This is a genomic window from Streptoverticillium olivoreticuli subsp. olivoreticuli (assembly GCF_003391135.1).
GTDB lineage: Bacteria > Actinomycetota > Actinomycetes > Streptomycetales > Streptomycetaceae > Streptomyces > Streptomyces blastmyceticus.
In genome coordinates this window covers 2,081,533-2,103,373 of the sequence record NZ_CP031455.1, presented here as the reverse complement: position 1 = coordinate 2,103,373, position 21,841 = coordinate 2,081,533, and the positions used below count along the sequence as shown (strand labels likewise).

General features: G+C 72.0%; 23 protein-coding genes and 1 riboswitch. Of the genes, 12 read left to right on the top strand and 11 right to left on the bottom strand.

Annotation, left to right across the window (positions count from 1 at the left end; translation table 11 throughout):
* Nucleotides 1–11: 11 nt before the first annotated feature.
* Nucleotides 12–1,316 (bottom strand): adenosylmethionine--8-amino-7-oxononanoate transaminase, encoded by a 1,305-nt coding sequence (locus DXZ73_RS08805; protein ID WP_116210460.1) that lies wholly within the window; start codon nt 1,314–1,316, stop codon nt 12–14.
* On the bottom strand, nt 1,309–2,508 hold the full coding sequence (gene bioB, locus DXZ73_RS08800) for a biotin synthase BioB (RefSeq protein ID WP_116210459.1): 1,200 nt from the start codon (nt 2,506–2,508) through the stop codon (nt 1,309–1,311). The genes DXZ73_RS08805 and bioB overlap by 8 nt, the downstream gene beginning before the upstream one ends.
* Nucleotides 2,509–2,705: 197 nt before the next feature.
* Between bioB and DXZ73_RS08795 the strand changes: the two genes are divergently transcribed.
* A complete protein-coding gene (locus tag DXZ73_RS08795) occupies nt 2,706–3,857 on the top strand; it encodes an 8-amino-7-oxononanoate synthase (protein ID WP_116210458.1) in 1,152 nt (383 codons plus the stop codon).
* Between the two features lie 2 nt (nt 3,858–3,859).
* Here DXZ73_RS08795 and DXZ73_RS08790 read toward each other — a convergent pair whose 3' ends face one another.
* On the bottom strand, nt 3,860–4,114 hold the full coding sequence (locus DXZ73_RS08790) for a DUF397 domain-containing protein (RefSeq protein ID WP_116210457.1): 255 nt from the start codon (nt 4,112–4,114) through the stop codon (nt 3,860–3,862).
* A 9-nt stretch (nt 4,115–4,123) separates the two neighbouring features.
* The gene (locus tag DXZ73_RS08785; protein WP_116210456.1) at nt 4,124–4,993 is read right to left on the bottom strand and encodes a helix-turn-helix domain-containing protein; all 870 of its coding nucleotides are present in this window, start codon (nt 4,991–4,993) and stop codon (nt 4,124–4,126) included.
* A 241-nt stretch (nt 4,994–5,234) separates the two neighbouring features.
* Here DXZ73_RS08785 and DXZ73_RS08780 point away from each other — a divergent pair, with 241 nt between their 5' ends.
* Nucleotides 5,235–5,675, top strand: coding sequence for an ATP-binding protein (locus tag DXZ73_RS08780; RefSeq protein ID WP_116210455.1), 441 nt, complete (start codon nt 5,235–5,237; stop codon nt 5,673–5,675).
* A 62-nt stretch (nt 5,676–5,737) separates the two neighbouring features.
* On the opposite strand, the gene DXZ73_RS08775 is transcribed toward DXZ73_RS08780, so the two are convergent.
* The gene (locus DXZ73_RS08775) at nt 5,738–6,208 is read right to left on the bottom strand and encodes a C40 family peptidase (RefSeq protein WP_116210454.1); all 471 of its coding nucleotides are present in this window, start codon (nt 6,206–6,208) and stop codon (nt 5,738–5,740) included.
* Nucleotides 6,209–6,212: 4 nt separating this feature from the next.
* A riboswitch (cyclic di-AMP (ydaO/yuaA leader) is annotated at nt 6,213–6,378 on the bottom strand.
* An 801-nt stretch (nt 6,379–7,179) separates the two neighbouring features.
* Between DXZ73_RS08775 and DXZ73_RS08765 the strand changes: the two genes are divergently transcribed.
* The 8 genes from DXZ73_RS08765 to DXZ73_RS08730 all read left to right on the top strand — a co-directional run bounded on the left by DXZ73_RS08765 (nt 7,180) and on the right by DXZ73_RS08730 (nt 14,396).
* A complete protein-coding gene (locus tag DXZ73_RS08765; RefSeq protein ID WP_116210453.1) occupies nt 7,180–7,482 on the top strand; it encodes an urease subunit gamma in 303 nt (100 codons plus the stop codon).
* A 14-nt stretch (nt 7,483–7,496) separates the two neighbouring features.
* Nucleotides 7,497–7,808, top strand: coding sequence for an urease subunit beta (locus DXZ73_RS08760; protein WP_116210452.1), 312 nt, complete (start codon nt 7,497–7,499; stop codon nt 7,806–7,808).
* Nucleotides 7,801–9,522, top strand: coding sequence for an urease subunit alpha (locus DXZ73_RS08755; RefSeq protein ID WP_116210451.1), 1,722 nt, complete (start codon nt 7,801–7,803; stop codon nt 9,520–9,522). Before DXZ73_RS08760 ends, DXZ73_RS08755 begins: the two co-directional genes overlap by 8 nt.
* A complete protein-coding gene (locus tag DXZ73_RS08750) occupies nt 9,522–10,214 on the top strand; it encodes an urease accessory protein UreF (RefSeq protein ID WP_116210450.1) in 693 nt (230 codons plus the stop codon). The genes DXZ73_RS08755 and DXZ73_RS08750 overlap by 1 nt, the downstream gene beginning before the upstream one ends.
* 269 nt (nt 10,215–10,483) lie before the next feature.
* Nucleotides 10,484–11,179, top strand: coding sequence for an urease accessory protein UreG (gene ureG, locus DXZ73_RS08745; RefSeq protein ID WP_116210449.1), 696 nt, complete (start codon nt 10,484–10,486; stop codon nt 11,177–11,179).
* Complete coding sequence (locus tag DXZ73_RS08740; protein WP_116210448.1) at nt 11,176–11,973, top strand: urease accessory protein UreD; 798 nt, start codon at nt 11,176–11,178, stop codon at nt 11,971–11,973. Before ureG ends, DXZ73_RS08740 begins: the two co-directional genes overlap by 4 nt.
* 175 nt (nt 11,974–12,148) lie before the next feature.
* On the top strand, nt 12,149–13,741 hold the full coding sequence (locus tag DXZ73_RS08735; protein ID WP_205519137.1) for an alpha/beta hydrolase: 1,593 nt from the start codon (nt 12,149–12,151) through the stop codon (nt 13,739–13,741).
* 262 nt (nt 13,742–14,003) lie between these two features.
* The gene (locus DXZ73_RS08730; RefSeq protein WP_116210446.1) at nt 14,004–14,396 is read left to right on the top strand and encodes an SSI family serine proteinase inhibitor; all 393 of its coding nucleotides are present in this window, start codon (nt 14,004–14,006) and stop codon (nt 14,394–14,396) included.
* 31 nt (nt 14,397–14,427) lie between these two features.
* On the opposite strand, the gene DXZ73_RS38005 is transcribed toward DXZ73_RS08730, so the two are convergent.
* The 5 genes from DXZ73_RS38005 to DXZ73_RS08710 form a co-directional block, all read right to left on the bottom strand.
* Nucleotides 14,428–14,586: a hypothetical protein gene (locus DXZ73_RS38005; protein WP_162890123.1), complete on the bottom strand. Its 159-nt coding sequence runs from the start codon at nt 14,584–14,586 to the stop codon at nt 14,428–14,430.
* A gap of 102 nt (nt 14,587–14,688) precedes the next feature.
* Complete coding sequence (locus tag DXZ73_RS08725) at nt 14,689–15,639, bottom strand: cytochrome c oxidase assembly protein (RefSeq protein WP_116210445.1); 951 nt, start codon at nt 15,637–15,639, stop codon at nt 14,689–14,691.
* A gap of 103 nt (nt 15,640–15,742) precedes the next feature.
* Complete coding sequence (locus DXZ73_RS08720) at nt 15,743–16,768, bottom strand: 6-phosphofructokinase (RefSeq protein ID WP_116210444.1); 1,026 nt, start codon at nt 16,766–16,768, stop codon at nt 15,743–15,745.
* Between the two features lie 131 nt (nt 16,769–16,899).
* Nucleotides 16,900–17,628: a type 1 glutamine amidotransferase gene (locus tag DXZ73_RS08715; protein ID WP_116210443.1), complete on the bottom strand. Its 729-nt coding sequence runs from the start codon at nt 17,626–17,628 to the stop codon at nt 16,900–16,902.
* A gap of 32 nt (nt 17,629–17,660) precedes the next feature.
* Complete coding sequence (locus DXZ73_RS08710; protein ID WP_116210442.1) at nt 17,661–18,899, bottom strand: MurT ligase domain-containing protein; 1,239 nt, start codon at nt 18,897–18,899, stop codon at nt 17,661–17,663.
* Between the two features lie 166 nt (nt 18,900–19,065).
* Between DXZ73_RS08710 and def the strand changes: the two genes are divergently transcribed.
* On the top strand, nt 19,066–19,608 hold the full coding sequence (gene def, locus DXZ73_RS08705) for a peptide deformylase (protein ID WP_116210441.1): 543 nt from the start codon (nt 19,066–19,068) through the stop codon (nt 19,606–19,608).
* Nucleotides 19,609–19,700: 92 nt separating this feature from the next.
* Here the strand turns inward: def and DXZ73_RS08700 are convergent, their stop codons facing one another.
* Entirely contained in the window at nt 19,701–20,357 is a 657-nt protein-coding gene (locus tag DXZ73_RS08700) for a TetR family transcriptional regulator (RefSeq protein ID WP_116210440.1), read from the bottom strand.
* Between the two features lie 162 nt (nt 20,358–20,519).
* On the opposite strand from DXZ73_RS08700, the gene DXZ73_RS08695 reads away from it, so the two are divergent.
* Entirely contained in the window at nt 20,520–21,737 is a 1,218-nt protein-coding gene (locus DXZ73_RS08695; RefSeq protein ID WP_425315905.1) for an acyl-CoA dehydrogenase family protein, read from the top strand.
* The last annotated feature ends 104 nt before the right edge of the window (nt 21,738–21,841 follow it).

Here is a 21,841-nt window from a genome sequence, read left to right as displayed (position 1 = left end):
CGGGGAGCCGCCTACCCCACCCGCGCGGCAGCGCACACCGCCGCGCAGATCCGGGCCACATCCGAATCACCCGTCACATACGGCGGCATCGTGTAGATGAGGTTCCGGAACGGGCGGAGCCAGACCCCCTCGCGCACCGCCGCCCGCGTCGCCGCGACCACGTCCACCTCGTGGTCCAGCTCGACCACGCCGATCGCGCCGAGCACCCGGACGTCCCGTACCGAGGGAAGCGCCGCCACATCGGCGAGCCCGTCGCGCAGGGCGGACTCGATGCGCTTGACCTCCGTCTGCCAGTCCTGGGACAGCAGCAGGTCGATGGACGCGCACGCCACGGCCGCCGCCAGCGGGTTGCCCATGAACGTCGGGCCGTGGGCCAGCACCGGGACCTCGCCCCGGGAGATGCCGTCCGCGACCCGCGCCGTGCACAAGGTCGCGGCCATCGTGAGATAGCCGCCGGTCAGCGCCTTGCCCAGGCACATCACATCGGGGGTGATCCCCGCGTGCTCGGCCGCGAAGAGCCTGCCCGTACGGCCGAAGCCGGTGGCGATCTCGTCCAGGACCAGCAGCACGCCGTGCTCGTCGCACGCTTCGCGCAGCACCCGCAGATACACCGGGTCGTGGAAGCGCATCCCGCCCGCTCCCTGCACCACCGGCTCCACGATCACGGCGGCCAGCTCGTGCGCGTGGCGCGCGACGACCTCCCTCAGGTGCGCCGAATAGGCGGGCACCGCGTCCGTGTCGTAGTCGTGCGGGGGCGCGTCCGCGAACACCTGCCGGGGCAGCGCCCCCGACCACAGCTCGTGCATCCCGCCGTCCGGGTCGCACACGGCCATCGGCTGCCAGGTGTCCCCGTGGTAGCCGCCGCGCCAGGTCATCAGCCGGCGCTTCTCCGGCCGTCCGACCGAGCGCCAGTACTGCAGGCACATCTTCACGGCGACCTCGACCGACACCGAACCGGAGTCGGCGAGGAAGACGTGTTCGAGACCCTCGGGCGTGATCTCCACCAGGCGGGCCGCGAGCCGCACGGCGGGCTCGTGCGTGAGCCCGCCGAACATCACATGGCTCATCCGGCCCAGCTGTTCCTGCACGGCCGCGTTGAGGACGGGGTGGTTGTAGCCGTGGACGGCGGACCACCACGACGACATCCCGTCGATCAACTCGTCCGCGCCGTGGGCCGGTTCGGCGAGCCGCAGCCGCACCCCCGACGCGGACGCGACGATCAGCGGCTCCGTACGGCCCGGCATCGGGCCGTACGGGTGCCAGACGTGCTGCCGGTCGAGGGCGAGCAGCTCACCGGGGGCGAGGGGGTCAGGCATTGGGCGGCAGGTCCGTCCCCGCGCCGCGGCGGCGGACGGCGACCAGATCCGTGCGCACCTCACCGGCGCCCGCGGCCGGCGCGCCGGCCTCCGCGACGGCGGTCTCCGGCACGGCCTCGGCCCCGCCGTCCCCGCACGGCCCGCAGCCGCCACCGCCGTGCCCGCCGCAGCCGCCGGCCAGGGCGTCGGCGCGGTGCTCGGGCAGGGTCGTGGTGTCCGCGCCCTCCACCTCGAAGCCCGCGTCCTCGATCATCGCCAGGTCGGCCTTGCCCTCCTGGCCCTCACTGGTCAGATAGTCGCCGAGGAAGATCGAGTTGGCCAGGTGCAGGGCGAGCGGCTGCATCGACCGCAGGTGCACCTCGCGCCCGCCCGCCAGCCGGACCTCCACGTCCGGGCAGACGAACCGCACCATCGCCAGGATCCGCAGCGCGCGCTGCGGGGTGAGGTTCCACTCCTTCGCCAGCGGCGTCCCCTCGAAGGGGATCAGGAAGTTGACCGGCACCGAGTCCGGGTCCAGCTCGCGCAGCGAGAACACCACGTCGACGAGGTCCGCGTCGGTCTCGCCCATGCCCGCGATCAGCCCGGAGCAGGCGGACATGCCCGCCGCCTGCGCCTGCTGCACGGTGTCCACGCGGTCGGCGTAGGTATGCGTCGTGGTGATGCCGCCGTACGTGGCCTCGGAGGTGTTCAGGTTGTGGTTGTAGGCATCCGCACCCGCGGCGCGCAGCCGCTCCGCCTGCCCGGCGGAGAGCAGCCCGAGGCAGGCGCACACCTCGACGTCCTCGTTCTGTTCCTTGATCGCCTCGATGGTCCTGGTGACCCGGTCCACGTCCCGGTCCGTCGGCCCGCGCCCACTGGCGACCAGGCAGACCCGCTTCGCACCGCCCGCGACGCCGGCGGCCGCCGCCTGCGACGCCTCCTCCGGCTTCAGCCAGGTGTACTTGAGGATCCCGGTCGTGGAACCGAGCCGTTGCGAGCAGTAGGAACAGTCCTCGGGGCAGAGCCCGGACTTGAGATTGACCAGATAGTTGAGCTTCACCCGGCGCCCGAACCACTTGCGGCGCACCTTGCCCGCGGCAGCCACCACATCGAGCAGTTCGTCGTCGGAGGTCGCCAGTACGGCGAGCGCCTCTTCACGGGTCGGCAGCTCCCGCCGCAGCCCCTTGTCCACCAGCGTGTTCAGCAGGTCCATGGCGGAGATCCTTACGCACCGCACCGTCCCGGGCCAATGGAGATATCGCACAACAGCCACCTTTTGAGGTGTGTGTATTGCCACACCCTGCCCGGACACGGCGAGGACTACGTTCTATGCACTGCATACAAACCGGGCCCCTCGGGCCCCACACTCCCGCCGGCGATCCCCCCGCCACGGAACGAGAAGGACGGCCGATGCCCCAGGACCCGTTCGACTGGATCGACCGGCACCACGAGCGCCGCCTCGCCGCCGGTCTGGTGCGGGACCTGCGCCCGCGCCCCGCCGATTCGCCGCTGGTCGATCTGGCGGGCAACGACTATCTGGGACTCACCCGGCACCCCGAGGTCACCCGGGCGGCCGCCGACGCCGCGCTGCGGTGGGGCGCGGGCTCGACCGGCTCGCGGCTGGTCACCGGCAGCACCGCGCTGCACGCCCGGCTGGAGGAGGAACTGGCCGATTTCTGCGGGTTCGAGGCGGCCCTGGTGTTCTCCTCGGGCTACGCGGCCAACCTCGCCGCCGTCACCGCGCTCACCGGGCCGATGGACAACGGCACCCTGGTGGTCTCCGACGCGGGCAACCACGCCTCGCTCATCGACGGCTGCCGGCTCGCCCGCGCCGAGACGGCCGTGGTCCCGCACGCCGATCCGGCGGCGGTCCGCAAGACGCTCGACGCCCACGGCGGCCGCGCGCTGGCCGTCACCGACTCCGTCTTCTCCGTCGACGGCGACGCCGCCCCGCTGGCCGCGCTCGCCGAGGCCTGCCGGGCGCACGGCGCGGCCCTGCTCGTGGACGACGCGCACGGTCTGGGAGTGCTCGGCGACGGCGGCCGCGGTGCCGTGCACGCGGCGGGGCTGGCGGGCGCGGGCGACGTCGTCACCACCGTCACCCTGTCCAAGTCGCTGGGTAGCCAGGGCGGCGCGGTCCTCGGCCCCGCCCGGGTGATCAGGCACCTCGTCAGCAACGCCCGGACCTTCATCTTCGACACCGGCCTCGCCCCGGCCGCCGTGGGCGCGGCCCTGGCGGGCCTCGGGGTGCTGCGCCGCGAGCCGCGGCTCGCGGCCCGCGCCCGCCACGTCGCCCGCGAGCTGCACCGGAGGGTGACGGCCGCGGGTCTCGAAGCCGTGCGGCCCGACGCGGCGGTGGTGTCCGTACGGGCGCCGTCCCCCGAGGCGGCGGTGCGCTGGGCGGCCGACTGCCGGGCCGCGGGTCTCGCGGTCGGCTGCTTCCGGCCGCCGTCCGTGCCCGACGGGGTCTCGCGGCTGCGGCTGACCGCCCGCGCGGACCTGTCGGACCGGCAGGTCGAGGAGGCGGCCGGCACGGTCGTACGGACCGCACCGGCCGCCTGACGTCAGGACGCGACGTCGGGGCGGTCGAGGGGACGGAGGGAACCGTCGCACAGTCCTCCGACGAAGGAGGACCAGGCGGCGGGGGAGAACAACAGGGCGGACAGGGCGGTGTTCTTCGAGTCGCGCACGGCCAGGAGCCCCGGGCCCAGGCCGGCCGTCTCCACGCAGTTGTTCATTCCGGTGCTGTAGCTGCTGCGTCGCCACACTGCGCCGCACAGAGCCGATGGAGAACGTACGTACCGAGGCATTGCGGACATGGTGCCTCCTTACGCGCCGTCGTTGATCCCGGCGATGAAATCCAGCGAGTTCTCGTGCGAGAGGGCGTGCGCCCGCAGCGTCGTGAATGCCGCGCCGTACGCCCGGAGGTCTTCTTTCCGCTCGAGGTAGAGGCTACTCGTCAAATGGTCGAGAACAACCACGTCCAGATCAGCAATGCGCGGAAATGAGAAGATAACAAAAGGCCCTGTGATGCCAATATGACCGCTGCTGGAGAACGGCAGTACATGCAGCCGCACATGGCGCAGCGAACCCGTTTCCACCAGGTGTCGCAACTGCCCGGCCATGACCTCCCGTCCGCCGACCTCGTGGCGGAGCACCGCCTCGTCCAGCACGGCGCACAGCTCCAGCGGACTGTCGCCGCGGAGCACCGACTGCCGCGCCATGCGCACCCGCACCAGCTTCTCCACCTGCTCCGGCGGCGGGTCGTTGAGCGCCGCCCGGGTGACGGCCCTGGCGTAGGCGGGAGTCTGGAGGAGCCCCGGCACGACCGTGGTCTCCAGCGTGCGTAACCGCGAGGCCTCCGATTCCAGGCTGATGAAGTCCAGATAGGCCGGGGGCAGCAGATTGCGGTAGGCGTACCACCAGCCCCGGCGCGCGCCTTCCGCATCGGCGGTGCCCGCGCCGCACAGCGCCCCCAGCAGCGCCCGCAGTTCGGGGTCCGACACCCCGTACGCATCCAGCAGGAGCGCCACGTCCGAGGACTTCACGCCACTGCTGCCCGTCTCGATCCGGCTGATCTTCGACTGGTGCCAGCCCACCGAGTGTGCGGCCTCCAGGCTGGTCAGCCCGGCGAGTTCGCGCTGGCGGCGCAGCTCCCCGCCGAGTTTGCGGCGGCGCACCGCGGGTCCGTTTCGCATAGCCCTGCCTCCGCCCGTGGTGAACATGGTGTTTCTCGTCAATAGACCAGTGTGCCGTCGATATCCGGTCTCCCGTCGCAGAGTTCACCGCTTCGAGCGACAGATATATGCACATCTTGAGGGATCGCCCGCATCACCACCGTTTTCGGTGGCAGTCTGTCGCTCAGAGCCGTCCGGGAACGCTCTCGACTTCACGACGCATTGCGTCGGAGTCCGTACCCGGCGGGAAAGGGACAGCGTCATGGCAGACCACCAAGAAGCCACCGTCACCCTGCCGAGCGCCCCCGCCTCGGTCTCCACCGCACGCCGCTATGTGGCCGGTGTGCTCGCGGACTGGGGGCTGCCGGGCGACACGGACACCGCCGAGACCGTACGTCTGATCGTCTCCGAGCTCGCCACCAACGCCGTGCAGCACACCCGGGGCCAGTCGCCCACCTTCACCGTCGACGTCCGGCTCGAACTCGACCGGCAGTTGCGGATCGGGGTCACGGACAGCCACCCGCGCTTCCCCCGCCGGCTGCCCGCCGCCGTCCAGCAGGACAACGGGCGGGGCATGGTCATCATCCGCTGTCTCACCGCGGAGCGCGGGGGAAGACTCTTCTTCACCCCGAACCCGGACGGCGGCAAGACCGTGTGGATCTCGCTGCCCTGGACCGTGCCCGCCCTCAGCGCCGAGCGCTGAGGCGCGGGCCGGGCCCCCGCACGCCGTGCGGGGGCCCGGTGCGGCGCGGCGCGTGGGGCCGGTCAGTCCACCCGGCCGTAGAGGACGCTGTTGCTCCAGATCCGCTCCAGGCGGACCACCGCCCCGGTCCTGGGCGCGTGCCAGATCTTGCCGTCACCCGCGTATATGCCCACGTGGTAGACGCCCCGGCCGGACACGAAGAACACCAGGTCCCCTCGCTCGCGGTCGCCGCGGGAGATGTGGGTGGTCCGGTTGTACTGCTCGGCGGCGGTGCGGGGCAGGGTCTTCCCGGCCCGCTTGAAGGAGTAGAGGGTCAGGCCCGAGCAGTCGAAGCGGTAGGGGCCGGTCGCGCCCCACTGATAGGGGGAGCCCTGTTTCGAGGCCGCGATGTGCAGTGCGTTGGTGGCGACGGTCGATGCCTCTGCCCCCGTCGCGCCGCCCGGCACCAGCACCGTGGCGCCGACGGCGGCGAGCGTGAGGGCCGAGGCTGCGCCGGCCCTGGACATCATTGACGGACGTTTGTGCGCGCCCATGTGCCAACCCTTCGTCAGCCGCCTGTGAAGGATGACCTGTCGGGTTCGGGCAGGCGAAGAATGCCCGGCCGTGTCAACGGCTTCACCCCAAGGGCCGACCGCACTACTCTTGGTCGTCCCACCGTGCTCGGGTCCTCCATCCCCACCGGTGCGTTCGGTCGACCCGGCATCCAGACAGCGGCGGGGTTCGGCGTCCGCCTGGACCGCCCCGCCGGGATGGCGGGGTCTTGTCGTCGACGGGATCTTGGCGCAGCCCGGGTACGGATTCCGAGCGGAACCAGAGGTATGTGAGGCTGCTCACTCCCGGGCAATTCCGCTGGACACGGCGGGGATTGTCCGGTTCGGGAAAACCCTGTTGAGCCCCTGGCCTGGGGCCCGTCGTCACCGCTCCGGCGCGGCGTGCGTGCCCGGTTGAAATCGATCACCGCGCGCCGTCTACGACACCGTCCGGCGTCTGGGGGAGCGGTGTTTATTCGCCCGCCGACCCGTGATCCATGGGTGTGGGCGGGAGTGTGAGCGGGACAGCGCCCCGACGCGCCCGCCGAGCCCCCGCCGGGACCGGCATCGGGCGCGCCAGGGTGCCCCCGAGCAACTCCCGCCCGCTGCCCTCGAACACGGCTGCGAGGGACTTCGGCGGCCCGGCGCCGGCGACGGGCGCGGTCTGCTGTGCCCGTAGCCCGCCGTACGTGTCGTGCGGGTGGAGCGGAGTGATCCGGCCCAGGAGATCCCGTAGGTGCAGACGGCAGCTGCACGAACCCTTGGCCCTGACCGCCGGGCCGGCCCGGCCGGACCCGCGCCCTCACCTCTGGCCATGGATGCGCAAAGAGTCAGTTAACGCGTTGGAAAAGGTTCCGCTCTAATCTGCAATCCCTGGCTGTCCGATGAAGAACCCCAGGTCAACAGTGTGTAGAACTCTTGTGTGCCCCCGTTGGGTTCCGCTAGGGGGCCTGGTTCGTCAGTGAGGTGGACGCATGCAACTCTCCCCGCATGAGCAGGAACGCCTGCTTCTCCATGTGGCCGCCGACGTAGCCGAGAAGCGCCGCGCCCGTGGGCTGCTGCTCAACCACCCCGAGGCGGTGGCCCTGATAACCGTCCATGTCCTCGAAGGCGCCCGCGACGGCCGGACCGTCGCCGAGCTGATGTCCTCCGGGCGCAGGGTGATCGGCCGCTCCGAGGTGATGACGGGCATCCCCGAGATGATCCGCGAGGTCCAGGTGGAGGCCACCTTCCCGGACGGCACCAAGCTCGTCACCGTTCACGAACCCATCGGCTGAGGGAAGGGCCCACCGTGATACCCGGAGAGATCCTCCTCGCCGACGCGCCCGTCGCCCTCAACCAGGGGCTCCACCGCACCCGCGTCACCGTGCTCAACGCCGCCGACCGGCCCGTACAGGTCGGCTCGCACTACCACTTCGCCGAGGCCAACCCCGGCCTCGACTTCGACCGCGCCGCCGCCCGCGGCAAGCGGCTCGACATCGCCGCGGGCACCGCCGTGCGCTTCGAGCCCGGCATCCCCGTCGAGGTCGCGCTGGTCCCGATCGGCGGCAAGCGCATCGTCGAGGGGCTGCGCGGCGAGTGCGGAGGGCCGCTGGATGACTGAACTCAGCAGGGCCGCGTACGCCGACCTGTTCGGCCCCACCACGGGGGACCGCATCCGGCTCGCCGACACCGACCTCCTCGTCGAGATCGAGGAGGACCGCAGCGGCGGCCCCGGCCACGCCGGGGACGAAGCGGTCTTCGGCGGCGGCAAGGTCATCCGCGAGTCCATGGGCCAGTCCCGCGCCACCCGCGCCGACGGCGCCCCCGACACCGTCATCACCGGCGCCGTCGTCCTCGACCACTGGGGCATCGTCAAGGCCGACATCGGCATCCGCGACGGCCGCATCACCGGCATCGGCAAGGCCGGCAACCCCGACACCATGGACGGCGTCCACCCCGATCTCGTCATCGGCCCCGAGACGGAGATCATCGCGGGCAACGGCAGGATCCTCACCGCCGGGGCCGTCGACGCCCATGTCCACTTCATCTGCCCGCAGATCGCCGACGAGGCGCTCGCCTCCGGCGTCACCACGCTCGTCGGCGGCGGCACGGGCCCGGCCGAGGGCAGCAAGGCCACCACCATCACCCCCGGTTCCTGGCACCTCGCCCGGATGTTCGAGGCGATGGAGGGCTACCCGCTGAACATCGGCCTCCTCGGCAAGGGCAACACCGTCTCCTACGACTCGATGCGCGCCCAACTGCGCGCCGGAGCCGTCGGATTCAAGATCCACGAGGACTGGGGCGCCACCCCCGCCGTCATCGACGCCTGCCTGTCCGTCTGCGAGGAGAGCGGCGCCCAGCTCGCCATCCACACCGACACCCTCAACGAGGCGGGGTTCGTCGGCGACACCCTCGCCGCGATCGCCGGGCGCACCCTCCACGCGTACCACACGGAGGGCGCGGGCGGCGGGCACGCGCCCGACATCATCACCGTCGTCTCCGAGGCCAACGTCCTGCCCAGCTCCACCAACCCCACCCGCCCGCACACCGTCAACACCGTCGACGAACACCTCGACATGCTGATGGTCTGTCACCACCTCAACCCCGCCGTGCCCGAGGACCTCGCCTTCGCCGAGTCCCGGATCCGGCCCGGCACCATCGCCGCCGAGGACGTCCTGCACGACCTGGGCGCCATCTCGATCATCTCCTCCGACTCCCAGGCGATGGGCCGCGTCGGGGAGGTGGTGCTGCGCACCTGGCAGACGGCACATGTGATGAAGCGGCGGCGCGGCGCCCTGCCGGGCGACGGCGCCGCCGACAACCGGCGGGCCCGGCGCTATGTCGCCAAATACACCATCAATCCGGCCGTCGCGCAGGGCCTCGACCACGAGATCGGCTCCGTCGAGACCGGCAAGCTCGCCGACCTCGTGCTGTGGGAACCCGCGTTCTTCGGCGTCAAGCCGCAGCTCGTCATCAAGGGCGGGCAGATCGCGTACGCGCAGATGGGCGACGCGAACGCGTCCATCCCCACGCCGCAGCCGATCCTCCCGCGCCCCATGTTCGGCGCCATCGGCCGGGCCCCCGCCGCCAACTCCCTGAACTTCGTCACCCAGTGGGCCCTCGACGACGGGCTCCCCGAGCGGCTCGGCCTCGGCAAGCGCTTCACCCCGATCCGCAGCACGCGCGGCGTCACCAAGGCGGACATGCGCAACAACGACGCCCGCCCCCATGTGGAGGTCGACCCCGACACGTTCACGGTCACGGTCGACGGCACGGTGATCGAACCCCAGCCGGTGGCGGAACTGCCGATGGCACAGCGCTACTTCCTCTTCTGATGGCCGTGGGGGAGGCGATACCGCCGACGGCCTCGCGGGCCGCGCTGCTCGTCCTCGCCGACGGACGGTTCCCCGCCGGAGGCCATGCGCACTCCGGCGGGGCCGAGGCCGCCGTCAAGGCCGGCCGGGTCCGGGACGCGGGCACCCTGGAGGCGTTCTGCCGGGGGCGGCTGCACACCGCGGGGCTCACCGCGGCCGGGCTCGCCGCCGCGGCCGCCGCGGGCCTCGACCCGCTCGCGCTCGACGAGGCCGCCGACGCCCGGACCCCCTCACCCGCCCTGCGCGCCGCCGCGCGTCGGCTCGGGCGGCAGCTGACCCGCGCCGTACGGGCCACGTGGCCCTCGCCCGAACTGGACGCGCTGGCGGCGGCCCGGCCGCGCGGCGCCCACCAGCCCATCGTCCTCGGGCTGGCCGCCCGTGCCGCCGGGCTCACCCCGCTGGACGCCGCGTACGCCGCCGTCTACGAGTCGGTCAGCGGTCCCGCGACGGCGGTCGTACGGCTGCTCGGCCTCGATCCGTTCGACGCGACGGGTGTCCTGGCGCGGCTGGCACCGGAGCTGGACGCGGTCGCGGCCCGGGCGGCCGACGCGGCGCGCGGGGGTCTGGACGCGCTTCCCGCGGGTGCGGCGCCGCTGCTCGACATCATGGCGGAGGTGCATGCGGCGTGGCCTGTGCGGCTGTTCGCGACGTAGGGGGACTTTTCCCCAATCCCACCCCTTCCCGAAACTGGGGCTCCGCCCCAGACCCCGGAGCACGCTTCGCGCGCTGTCCTCAATCGCCGGACGGGCTGAAATTGCGCACCCCCGGGGGTCTGGGGGCGGAGCCCCCAGTTTCGGGAAGGGGCGGGGCTGGGGAAACAAACCGGCCGGGCCGCACCCGGGCACGGGTCCGGGGCGGATCCCCGGCCGCGGCGGAGCCGCGCATCAGGCACACGACGACCACCGACATCCCGGGAGGGAAAATGCACCTCGACCACCCTGACGCCTACCCCCACCGCCACACCTACAGCGCCGCCCACCCGCTCCGCGGCGACGGCTCGCGCCGCGCCCTGCGGATAGGGCTCGGCGGACCCGTCGGTTCCGGCAAGACCGCGACCGTCGCCGCGCTCTGCCGCGAGCTGCGCGACCGGGTTTCCATCGCCGTCGTCACCAACGACATCTACACCCGCGAGGACGCCGAATTCCTGCTCCGCAACGCCGTGCTGCCGCCCGAGCGCATCACGGCCGTCGAGACCGGCGCCTGCCCGCACACCGCGATCCGGGACGACATCTCCGCCAACCTCGAAGCAGTCGAGGATCTGGAGGAGGCGGTCGGGCCGCTGGACCTGATCCTCGTCGAGTCCGGCGGCGACAACCTCACCGCCACCTTCTCCAAGGGGCTCGTCGACGCGCAGATCTTCGTCATCGACGTCGCGGGCGGTGACGACATCCCCCGCAAGGGCGGCCCCGGCGTCACCACCGCCGACCTGCTCGTCGTCAACAAGACCGACCTCGCCCCCTACGTCGGCGCCGACCTGGAGGGCATGGCCCGCGACGCGAAGGCCCAGCGCGGCGACCTCCCCGTCGCGTTCACCTCCCTCGCGGCCGAGGGCGGCGTCGGGCCCGTCGCCGACTGGGTGCGCGCGCAGCTCGCCGCCTGGACCGCCGGCCCCCGATGACCACCGCACCCGCACGGCCCGGGCTCGCGCCGGGGATCCGCGCCGCCGCCCGGATCGTCGCCGCCCCCGACGGCAGGGGCGGCACGGCCCTGCCCGTCCTGGACGGCGCGGGCCCGTTCGCGCTGCGCAGGCTGCGGGCGTACGGGCCCGAGGCGCGGGTGGCCCTCGTCGGGGCGATGAGCGCGCCCCTCGGCGGCGACCGGCTCACCCTCACCGCCGAGGTCGAGGACGGCGCCGCCCTGCGCTTCTCCACCACGGCGGCGACCATCGCACTGCCCGGCCGTACGGGCGCACCGGCCACGTACGACACCCGGATCCGGGTCGGCGACGGGGCCACGCTGCACTGGCTGCCCGAGCCGCTGATCTCCGCGCGGGGCAGCGACCTGCGGAGCACCACCCGCGTCGAACTCGCGCCGACCGCGCGGCTGGTGCTCCGCGAGGAGCAGATCCTCGGCCGCGCGGGTGAGCCGCCCGGCCGGCTGAGCGCCCGGCTGACGGTCCACCGGGACGGCCGCCCGCTCTTCGACCAGGAGCTGTGCTACGGGCCCGGGGTGCCCGGCTGGGACGGCGGCGCGGTGCTGGGCGGGCACCGGGCCGTGGGTCAACTCCTCGTCGTCGACCCGGCCTTCGAGGACGCCCCGGTGGCACCACGCGCGCTCGGGGCGACGGCCGTCCTCGCACCGCTCGCCGGTCCGGCCGCCGTGGTGAGCGCCGTCGCCCCGGACGGCCTCCGGCTCAGAAAAGCGCTGGAATCAGGTGACTTGCTGGCGGATGGTGCCATGTGGGCGATTTGAGGCGGCGAGGGGCGAACGTCGCCACATGTGGCATCTTTTGTGTCTTCATTCTTACGGATTAGTAAAGAAACCCCCGCACAACCTGTCCTTTATGGCATGGGAGACGGAAGGATCCGAGCAGCAGTATTGCGATCATCGTCGCGCCAAGCGGCGCACCCAGCAGGGGGATTCCTACGTGAGACCTACATCAATACTCGGCGCGGCCGGCACTGCGGTGACCGGCGCGCTGGTGGCCGGGTTCCTGACCGCCCCGGCCGCCGGCGCCATCGAGCGCGTGCCGGGCGGCGCCGCGGAGGCGCACGGTGTGCAGGTCGCCGCCGCGAAGGCGGCGAAGACGGGCATCAAGTGGCAGGACTGTCCTGCCGATTGGGCCCTGGACAAGCCGATCGAGTGTGGCTTCGTCACGGTTCCCGTGGACTACCGCAAGCCCAACGGCCGCACCATCAAGATCGCCGTGGACCGCGCCCGTTCCACCGGCACCGCCGCCGAGCGCCAGGGCTCACTGATCTACAACCCCGGCGGCCCCGGTAGCTCCGGCATGCGGTTCCCCAAGCGGATCACGACCAAGAGCCCGCTGTGGACCAAGACCGCCAAGGCGTACGACTTCGTCGGCTTCGACCCGCGCGGCGTGGGCCACTCCGCCCCGATCTCCTGCATCGACCCGCAGGATTTCGTGTCGGCCCCCAAGGCCGACCCGGTGCCCTCCAACGAGGCCGACAAGCTCGCCCAGCGCAAGCTCGCCCGCCAGTACGCGGACGGCTGCGCCGAGCGCAGCGGTGACCTCCTCCCGTACCTCACGACGGCGAACACCGCCCGTGACGTCGACGTCGTGCGCGCCGCCCTCGGCGAGAAGAAGCTCAACTACCTGGGCGTCTCCTACGGCACCTACCTCGGCGCCGTCTACGGCACGCTCTTCCCGGACCACGTCCGCCGCCTGATCGTCGACAGCGTCGTCAACCCGGCGCAGGAGAACATCTGGTACCAGGCCAACCTGGAGCAGGACGTCGCCTTCGAGGGCCGCTTCAAGGACTGGGAGGCGTGGGTCGCCCAGCACGACGCCGTCTTCCACCTCGGCACCACCCAGGCCAAGGTCCAGCAGGGCTGGGAGAAGATCCGGGCCACCGCCAAGAAGAGCCCCATCGGTGGCGTCGTCGGCCCGGCCGAGCTCATCAACTTCTTCCAGAGCGCCGCGTACTACGACTCCTCGTGGGTCCCGGTGGCCGACGCCTGGAGCAAGTACGTCGCCGGTGACAGCAAGCCGCTGATCTCCGCGGCCGGCCCGGACCTGGCCGACAAGGCCGGCAACATCACCAAGGAGAACGGCAACGCCGTCTACACCGCGGTGGAGTGCGCCGACGCCAAGTGGCCCACCAGCTGGAAGAAGTGGGACCGCGACAACACCCGCATCGACAAGAAGGCCCCTTTCATGACGTGGGCCAACGCCTGGATGAACCTGCCCTGCGCCACCTGGAAGGGCCCCCAGGGCACGCCCGTCGAGGTCGCCACCCACAAGGGTCTGCCGCAGACGCTCATCGTCCAGAGCACGCGTGACGCCGCCACCCCGTACGCGGGCGCGGTCGAGCTCCACAAGCGCTTCAAGGGCTCGCGCCTGATCACGGAGCAGGGCGCCGGTTCCCACGGCGTCACGGGGCTCGTCAACCCCTGCATCAACTCGCGCGTCGACGCCTACCTCCTCGAGGGCAAGGTCGACGCCAAGGACGTGACGTGCACCCCGCACGCCATCCCGGAGCCCTCGCAGGGGAAGTGACCCCGGGCCCACGCCTCTGAAGCAGCACACCTTGCCCCGGTCCCGCGCGGACCGGGGCAAGGCCGTTCCCGGGGGCCGGAAGCCGCCCGCCGCGGCGCTATCCTCTGTCGCGGCGGAGGGGATTCCGTGCGGCACCGCGGCGCGGCCGGGTGGGTGACGGTGTGCCGCCGGTCGGACGACCGTCCGGTGCGGTCGCTTGCGTCGCGGCTCCCGCGCGCGATGAGCTTGCTCCGGGCACCCCCGCGCCCCAGGAGGCACCGAAATGTCCGTACGTACCGCCGCCACGGCAGCCGCGGCGAGCGCCGCCGCACTGCTCGCCCTCGCCGCGCCCTCCGCGGCCGCCGGCGAATCCGAACACGGGCGGCTCTTCCTGACCGTGTCCGGTGCCCAGAACACCTGGACCCGCGGGCTCCAGCTCACCTGCCCGGAGGCGGGCGGGCACCACCCGCACGGGGCGGAGGCCTGCGCGGCGCTGCGCCGGGCGCAGGGGGAACCGGGCGAGGTGGCCGGCGAGAACCACCTCTGCACGCGGGAGTACGACCCGGTCACCGCGACGGCCGAAGGCGACTGGAACGGGCGCCCGATCGTCTGGCACAAGACGTACCCCAACGCGTGCGCCCTCGATGTGGCGACGGGTCCCGTCTTCCGCTTCTGACGCGGCCGCCCGGGCCCGGCCGGGCGCCCCCTTACGTTCTCCTGGCAGCCGACGCCCCTATCGTCAGCAGCCCCAGCATCACCCATGTGAACCACAGCCAGCCGTCGCCGCCGATCGTCACCGTGTACGCGGTCACGACGACGAGGGTGCCCACCGTCAGCCCCGCCATCGCCTTCGTCGATCCGGGCATGCCCGTACCTCCTCACGGCGGCCCGGGTGCGTGGAAGAACGAAGGGCCGCGGCCAGGAGACCATCGTCTCCCGGCCGCGGCCCCTGCCGCTACGGCGTCCGCCTACTGCCCACGGCCCTGGAGCGACGCCAGGTACGCGTTGTAGGCCGCCAGCTCCTTGTCGCCGTCGCGGTCCGCGGCCCGGTCGAAGCGCCGGGCCTGCCGCTGCTCCGAGCGGTACCACTGGAGGACGAGGGCCAGCAGCACCACGACCGAGGGGATCTCGCTGAACGCCCAGGCGATGCCGCCGCCGGCCTGCTGGTCCTCCAGGGCGTCGATGCCCAGCGACGCCGGGGGGTGCATATACGTGCCGATCATCGGCTCCGACGCCATCATCAGCGCGATGCCGAAGAACGCGTGGAACGGCATGCCCGCGAACAGCTCCAGCATCCGCATCACATAGCCCGGCCGGTGCGGCCCCGGGTCCACGCCCATGATCGGCCAGAAGAACACCAGGCCGACCGCGAGGAAGTGCACCATCATCGCGATGTGCCCGGTCCTGGACTCCATGAGGAAGTCGAAGATCGGGGTGAAGTAGAGCGCGTAGAGGCTCGCGATGAACAGCGGGATCGTGAACGCCGGGTGCGTGATGATCCGCATGTAGCGGCTGTGCAGCAGCGACACCAGCAGCTCGCGGGGCCCCTTGCGGCCCCGCCCGGCCGTGGGCAGCGCCCGCAGCGTCAGCGTCACCGGCGCGCCGAGCAGCAGCAGGATCGGCGAGAGCATGCTGATCACCATGTGCTGCACCATGTGCACGCTGAACATGACCATGCCGTAGTCGTTCAGCTTGGTGCACATCACCAGCGCCACCGTCAGCACGCCGGCCACGAACGCCACGATCCGGCCCACCGGCCAGGCGTCGCCCCGCCGTCGCAGCCGGACCACGCCCCAGCCGTACAGTCCCAGCGCCAGCAGGCAGCCGATCAAGAAGAAGGGTTCGCTGCTGTACTGCAACCCCCGTCCCAGCGTGAACGGCGGCATGTCCATCATCATGCCGTGCCCGCTGTGATCCATCCGCTCTCTCCCATTTCGCACCAATGCGCCTCGTCAAGACTAGAGGCGCTCCTGGCCGGAGCTCCGGGCGGGGGCGGCTTGCGGCGGCGGCCGCCGGGAGCGGCTAGAGCACGCACTCCACTTCCGCGTACCGCTCGTGCGGCACCGTCTTGAGCCGTTCGACCGCTTCCGCCAGCGGCACCAGCGTGATGTCCGTGCCGCGCAGCGCCGTCATCATCCCGAACGCCCGCTGGTGCGCGGCCTCCACCGCGTGCCAGCCGAACCGCGTCGCGAGCACCCGGTCGTACGCCGTGGGCGTACCGCCGCGCTGCACATGGCCGAGTATCACCGGGCGGGCCTCCTTGCCCAGGCGCCGCTCCAGCTCACCGGCGAGCTGCCGGGCCACGCCCGCGAAGCGCTCGTGTCCGTACACGTCCGTGGCGCCGATCTCGAAGGCCATCGAGCCCTCGCGCGGCTTGGCGCCCTCGGCGACCACCACGATCGCGAAGCGCTTGCCGTCCTCGAAGCGGCGGCCGACGACCTCGGTCAGCTCGTCGATGTCGAAGGGCCGCTCCGGTACGACGATGGCGTGCGCGCCCGCGGCCATGCCCGAGTGCAGGGCGATCCACCCCGTGTGGCGGCCCATGACCTCGACGATCAGTACGCGCTGGTGCGACTCGGCGGTCGTCTTCAGCCGGTCCAGGGCGTCCGTGGCGACGCCCACGGCCGTGTCGAAGCCGAAGGTCACGTCGGTCGACGCGATGTCGTTGTCGATGGTCTTCGGGACGCCCACGACGGGCAGCCCGGCGTCCGACAGCAGCCGCGCCGCCTTCAGCGTGCCCTCGCCGCCGATCGGGATGACGACGTCGAGACCGAGGTCGGCGACATGGCCCCTGGCCCGCTCGACCCCGTCCCGCAGCTGCGCGGGCTGCACCCGCGACGAGCCCAGGACCGTGCCGCCGGTGGCGAGGATGCCCGCCACGGAGTCCAGGTCGAGCTTGCGGTAGTCGGCCTCCAGCAGCCCCCGCCAGCCGTCGTGGAAACCGATGACCTCGTCGCCGTGGTCGACCACGGCGCGGTGCACGACGGACCTGATGACGGCGTTCAGACCGGGGCAGTCGCCACCGGAGGTGAGTACACCAATGCGCATGACAGGGAACCTTCACAACAGGGGCCGGAGACCGGACCCCGTCGTCCGGCTGGATCCCCGCCACCCTACAAGCGGTGGGTGGCGGGGAACACAACCGTCCGTCATACGGGCCGAACGGCCCGTACCGCGTACTACGCGGGCTGGGTCGCCGCCGCGATCCGCTCGTCGCGCAGCGCTTCGTACCAGCGGTCGTCGACCGGCGGCAGGGCGTTGACGTCCAGCGCCAGCTTGATCAGCATGTCCGCGATGTGCGGGTTGCGGGCCATGACCGGGCCGTGCATGTACGTACCGAAGACGGTGTCGTTGTACGCGCCCTCGGTGCCGTCGCCCGTGCCGTTGCCCCTGCCGATCCGGACCTGCGCGAGAGGCCGCGCGTTCCGGCCGACATGGGTGATGCCCTGGTGGTTCTCGAAGCCGCTCAGCGGGGGCAGGCCCAGCCGGGGGTCGATGTCGGCCAGCACGTCACCGACGCACCGCTCGGCCTCGCCGCGGGTGCTCACGACGTCCAGCAGCCCCAGGCCCTGCTCGCGCTGGCCCAGGTCGTTGATGAACTCGTTGCCCAGGATCTGGTAGCCGGCGCACACCGAGAAGACGATCGCGCCGTTGGCGACGGCCCTGTTCAGACCGCCGTCACGGCGCAGCCGCTCGGCCGCCAGCCGCTGCGGACGGTCCTCGCCGCCGCCGATCAGGTAGATGTCACCCGAGGTCGGGATGGGCTGGTCGGAGCGGATGTCCACCCGCTGGACGTCCAGGCGGCGCTGGCGCGCGCGCCGCTCCAGGACCAGGGCGTTGCCCTGGTCGCCGTAGGTGCTGAGCAGGTCGGGGTAGACCCACACCACACGCAGACTGTTCTGGCTCATGCTCACAATCCTTCGGTGCTTTTGTGGGGTCTTCAGTTGCCTACGCGACGGCGCACGTCCTGGAACGCCGTGTAGTTCGCGATCAGCTCGATCCTGCCGGGCGGCGCGGACTGCACCGCCTCGTCGACGGTCTCGCAGACCCGGAAGTCCAGGCCCGCGACCTCCAGCCGCACCGCGAGGTCGAGCTTGCGGTCGCCGATCACGAAGATCGGGTGCCCGGCGAGGCGGGTGTAGTCGACGTCCCACAGCCACGAGGTGTCGGTGCCGTCCGCGCCGCGCGCGTTCACGCCGAGGATCACCGGGGCCGGCGGTCCGTCGATGAGGGAGAAGGTCTCCAGCCAGCCGGCCGGGTTCTTCGCCAGCAGCAGCCGGACGTCACGGCCCAGGAACGACACCACGTCGAACCGGCCCGCGACCGCCTGCACCTGGTACATCCGCTCCAGCGCGACCTGCGGCGGCACCCCGAAGGTGGCTGCGACGGCCGCCGACGTGGTGGCGTTCGCCTTGTTGGCCCGGCCCGGCAGCTGCAGGTGGATCGGCCACGCGCTGCCGTGCGGGTCGAGGACGTAGTCGCCCGACAGCGCCCAGCTCGGGGTCGGCCGGCGGAAACCGCACTCGCCGCAGAACCAGTCGTCGCCGGGGCGCTGCATCACGCCACCGCACGACGGGCACGACCAGGCGTCGTCCTTCCACTCCTGGCCGGCCGCCACCCACACCACGTTCGGCGAGGAGGAGGCGGCCCATACGATCAGCGGGTCGTCGGCGTTCGCGATCACCACGGCCTTCGTGCCCGCCAGGCCCTCGCGCCAGTGCTCGGCGAGCATGCGCGTCTCCGCGGCCCGGTCGAGCTGGTCGCGCGAGAGGTTCAGCAGCGCTATGGCCTTGGGCGAGACATCCCGGGCGACTCCCGCCAGGTACTTCTCGTCCACCTCGATCACGCCGTAGCGCGCGTCCGAGCCGCCCGCGAGGGCGGAGGTGATGCCGGCCGGCATGTTCGCGCCCAGCGCGTTGGAGACCACCGGGCCGCTGGCCCGCAGCGCCTCGGCGATCAGCCGGGTCGTGGTCGTCTTGCCGTTGGTGGCGGACACCAGGACCACGTCCAGGTGGGTCGCCAGCCGGGCCAGCAGATCGGGGTCGAGCTTGAGCGCGACCTTGCCGCCGATCACCGATCCGCTGCCGCGGCCCGCGGCTCGCGACACCGCCGCAGCAGCCTTGCCCGCCGTCACGGCCAGCTTGGCCCGCGGCGACAGCGGCCCCGTGTTGCCTGCCATCGTCCTAGATCCTCCTTGCATCCGGCGCCGCTGCCTGTCCCTGGTCCGCCGGTGGAACGCCCCCTCCGCGCCGAATCGCCAGCCAGGAGGCTTCGGTCGGGGCTCAGCCTATCGAGATCCGGCCGCGGGCCCGAACCCAGAGTCCCCGGAACGTACGCTTGACCCCATGCGAACAGGCTCGATTCCCGGCAGTGCAGGACAGGTGCGGCCCATGCGGCTGCTCGGCGACCGGGGTCTCGGCGCACCGTGCGAGGAGGTCACGGACTTCGGTCCCGACCTCGCGAAACTCATCGAGGACATGTTCGCCACGATGTACGCGGCCGAGGGCGTGGGCCTGGCCGCCAACCAGATCGGCGTCCCGCTGCGGGTCTTCGTCTACGACTGCCCGGACGACGAGGACCGCCGTCACCTCGGCCACCTCGTCAACCCCCGGCTGGTGGTGGCCGACGGCGTCACGGTCCGCGGCCCCGAGGGCTGTCTGTCCGTGCCCGGCATCGAGGCGGGCACCCCGCGCTTCGACCACGCCGAGGTGGAGGGCTTCACCGCGGACGGGGCGCCGGTCCACGCGCGCGGCACCGGGTTCTTCGCCCGGTGCCTCCAGCACGAGTGCGACCACCTCGACGGCGGCCTGTACCTCGACCACCTCACCGGCCTGCGCCGCTACCGGGCGCTGCGGGCTGCCCGGAGGGCGCCTTGGGCTGCAGCCTGACCGGTTGACCGTGCGGGCCGGACGGGCTGGATGTGCCGCACCTGATCCTCGACCTGCGGCACATCCAGGCCCGTCCGGCGCTTGAGCCCCGGTCAGAAACCCGGCCCGCCCTCCAGGTCGCCCGCCGCCGCGAGCCGGCCCCACAGCAGATCCGCGAGGTGGCGCACCAGATGCGCGCGCGGGAACGGCCGCTCGCGCAGCCACCAGTCACCCGCCGCGTGCATCATGCCGACGATGCCGTGCCCCCACGCGCGCGCCAGCTCGTCGCTGCCCGGCCCGAGGTCGACGCGCTCGGCTATCACCTGGGCCAGCTCCTCGCCGAGCCGGCGCAGCAGTGGAGCGGAGTGCCGGCCCACGTCGAAGCCCTGCTCGCCGTGGTCGGAGGGGTGGCCCTCGTCGGCGGGGTGCATCAGGAAGCGGTAGACCTGCGGCCGTGCCTCTATGGCCGCGAGGTACGTGTCGAGCGTCGCCTCGACGCGCTCGCGCCGGGTGGCCGCCGGGGCGTCGAGCGCGGCGCGCAGCCCCGCGAGCAGCGCGTCCGTGTGCCGTACGGCCAGGGCGCGGTAGAGGCCGCCCTTGTCGCCGAAGTGCCGGTAGAGGATGGGCTTCGTGATGCCCGCCTCGGCCGCGATGGCGTTCATCGACGCCCCCGGCCCGTCCCTCAGCACCACCCGGTCCGCGGCCTCCAGCAGCTCTTTGCGCCGTCGCTCCGCCGCCCGCTGCTGATCGTCCCGCTGACTGGTTTCCATAGGACCTGCCTCCCCGCCCCTGTGTTCCGGTAACGCCTGCGCAACGTAACACCAAGCCCACTCAGCGAATCCGGGAGGTTGGGCAGTTGACACCTCTACTGGTGGGTAACATACTCATGTTACCGCGAGTAATGACGAGTTGGAGGGGTCGTGACGCAGTTCATGATGGAGCTCGACGAGGATCAGCGGGGCATTCGTGACTGGATCCATGGCTTCGCGGTCGACGTGATGCGCCCGGCCGCCGCGGAGTGGGACGAGCGCGAGGAGTTCCCGTGGCCGGTCGTCCAGGAGGCGGCCAAGATCGGGCTCTATTCCCTCGACTTCTACGCCCAGCAGTTCTTCGACCCCACCGGCCTGGGCGTTCCCATGACCCTGGAGGAGCTCTTCTGGGGCGACGCGGGCCTCGGGCTCGCCATCGCGGGCACCGGCCTCGCCGCGATCGGCGTGCTCACCAATGGCACCGAGGAGCAAGTGGGCACCTGGGTGCCGCAGATGTACGGCGACGCGGCCGATGTGAAGGTGGCCGCCTTCTGCTCCTCCGAGCCCGACGCCGGCTCGGACGTCTCGGCCATGCGCACCCGCGCCGTCTACGACGAGGCCAAGGACGAATGGGTGATCAACGGCACCAAGACCTGGGCGACCAACGGCGGCATCGCCAATGTCCACGTCGTCGTCGCCGTGGTCGACCCGGAGCTGGGCTCGCGCGGCCACGCCTCCTTCATCGTCCCGCCGGGCACCCCCGGGCTCTCCCAGGGTCAGAAGTTCAAGAAGCACGGCATCCGCGCCTCCCACACCGCCGAGGTCGTCCTCGACGGCGTCCGCGTCCCCGGCCACTGTCTGCTCGGCGGCAAGGAGAAGCTGGACGAGCGGCTGGCCAGGGCGCGCGAGCGGGCGGCGGGGGAGCGTGGCGCGGGTTCGCCGAACGCCGCGATGGCCACCTTCGAGGCGTCCCGCCCGGCGGTCGGCGCCCAGGCGGTCGGCATCGCCCGCGCCGCGTACGAGGTGGCGCTCGACTACGCCAAGACGCGCGTCCAGTTCGGCCGCCCCATCATCGACAACCAGGGCATCGCCTTCCAGTTGGCCGACATGCGCACCCGGGTGGACGCCGCCCGCCTCCTGGTCTGGCGCGCGTCCTGGATGGCCACCGCGGGCAGGCCCTTCACCGCGGCGGAGGGGTCGATGTCGAAGCTCTTCGCGGGGGAGACGGCGAAGACGGTGACGGCCCAGGCGATGCAGATCCTCGGCGGCAACGGCTACACCCGGGAGTATCCGGTGGAGCGCATGCACCGGGATGCGGCCATTTACACGATTTTTGAGGGCACGAGCGAGATCCAGCGCCTCGTCATCGCGCGGACGATCTCGGGCATGCCGATCCGCTGAGCGCGACCGCCGGTGACCTCGCCACGGAATCATCGCGGACATGTCACAGGATTCCCACAGGGCCCCCGTTTGGTGATCTTGGCCGAAAAGCGACGCAAGAATGA

Excerpts from the sequence above, each read along its gene's own strand:
- DXZ73_RS08805 (WP_116210460.1), bottom strand. The coding sequence starts at position 1,316 with ATGCCTGACCCCCTCGCCCCCGGTGAGCTGCTCGCCCTCGACCGGCAG.
- DXZ73_RS08740 (WP_116210448.1), top strand. The coding sequence starts at position 11,176 with ATGACCACCGCACCCGCACGGCCCGGGCTCGCGCCGGGGATCCGCGCC.
- DXZ73_RS08795 (WP_116210458.1), top strand. The coding sequence starts at position 2,706 with ATGCCCCAGGACCCGTTCGACTGGATCGACCGGCACCACGAGCGCCGC.
- DXZ73_RS08765 (WP_116210453.1), top strand. The coding sequence starts at position 7,180 with ATGCAACTCTCCCCGCATGAGCAGGAACGCCTGCTTCTCCATGTGGCC.
- DXZ73_RS08700 (WP_116210440.1), bottom strand. The coding sequence starts at position 20,357 with ATGGAAACCAGTCAGCGGGACGATCAGCAGCGGGCGGCGGAGCGACGG.
- DXZ73_RS08785 (WP_116210456.1), bottom strand. The coding sequence starts at position 4,993 with ATGCGAAACGGACCCGCGGTGCGCCGCCGCAAACTCGGCGGGGAGCTG.
- DXZ73_RS08755 (WP_116210451.1), top strand. The coding sequence starts at position 7,801 with ATGACTGAACTCAGCAGGGCCGCGTACGCCGACCTGTTCGGCCCCACC.
- DXZ73_RS08780 (WP_116210455.1), top strand. The coding sequence starts at position 5,235 with ATGGCAGACCACCAAGAAGCCACCGTCACCCTGCCGAGCGCCCCCGCC.
- DXZ73_RS08725 (WP_116210445.1), bottom strand. The coding sequence starts at position 15,639 with ATGGATCACAGCGGGCACGGCATGATGATGGACATGCCGCCGTTCACG.
- DXZ73_RS08750 (WP_116210450.1), top strand. The coding sequence starts at position 9,522 with ATGGCCGTGGGGGAGGCGATACCGCCGACGGCCTCGCGGGCCGCGCTG.
- ureG (WP_116210449.1), top strand. The coding sequence starts at position 10,484 with ATGCACCTCGACCACCCTGACGCCTACCCCCACCGCCACACCTACAGC.
- DXZ73_RS08695 (WP_425315905.1), top strand. The coding sequence starts at position 20,520 with ATGATGGAGCTCGACGAGGATCAGCGGGGCATTCGTGACTGGATCCAT.
- DXZ73_RS08720 (WP_116210444.1), bottom strand. The coding sequence starts at position 16,768 with ATGCGCATTGGTGTACTCACCTCCGGTGGCGACTGCCCCGGTCTGAAC.
- def (WP_116210441.1), top strand. The coding sequence starts at position 19,066 with ATGCGAACAGGCTCGATTCCCGGCAGTGCAGGACAGGTGCGGCCCATG.
- bioB (WP_116210459.1), bottom strand. The coding sequence starts at position 2,508 with ATGGACCTGCTGAACACGCTGGTGGACAAGGGGCTGCGGCGGGAGCTG.
- DXZ73_RS38005 (WP_162890123.1), bottom strand. The coding sequence starts at position 14,586 with ATGCCCGGATCGACGAAGGCGATGGCGGGGCTGACGGTGGGCACCCTC.
- DXZ73_RS08715 (WP_116210443.1), bottom strand. The coding sequence starts at position 17,628 with ATGAGCCAGAACAGTCTGCGTGTGGTGTGGGTCTACCCCGACCTGCTC.
- DXZ73_RS08790 (WP_116210457.1), bottom strand. The coding sequence starts at position 4,114 with ATGTCCGCAATGCCTCGGTACGTACGTTCTCCATCGGCTCTGTGCGGC.
- DXZ73_RS08730 (WP_116210446.1), top strand. The coding sequence starts at position 14,004 with ATGTCCGTACGTACCGCCGCCACGGCAGCCGCGGCGAGCGCCGCCGCA.
- DXZ73_RS08710 (WP_116210442.1), bottom strand. The coding sequence starts at position 18,899 with ATGGCAGGCAACACGGGGCCGCTGTCGCCGCGGGCCAAGCTGGCCGTG.
- DXZ73_RS08775 (WP_116210454.1), bottom strand. The coding sequence starts at position 6,208 with ATGGGCGCGCACAAACGTCCGTCAATGATGTCCAGGGCCGGCGCAGCC.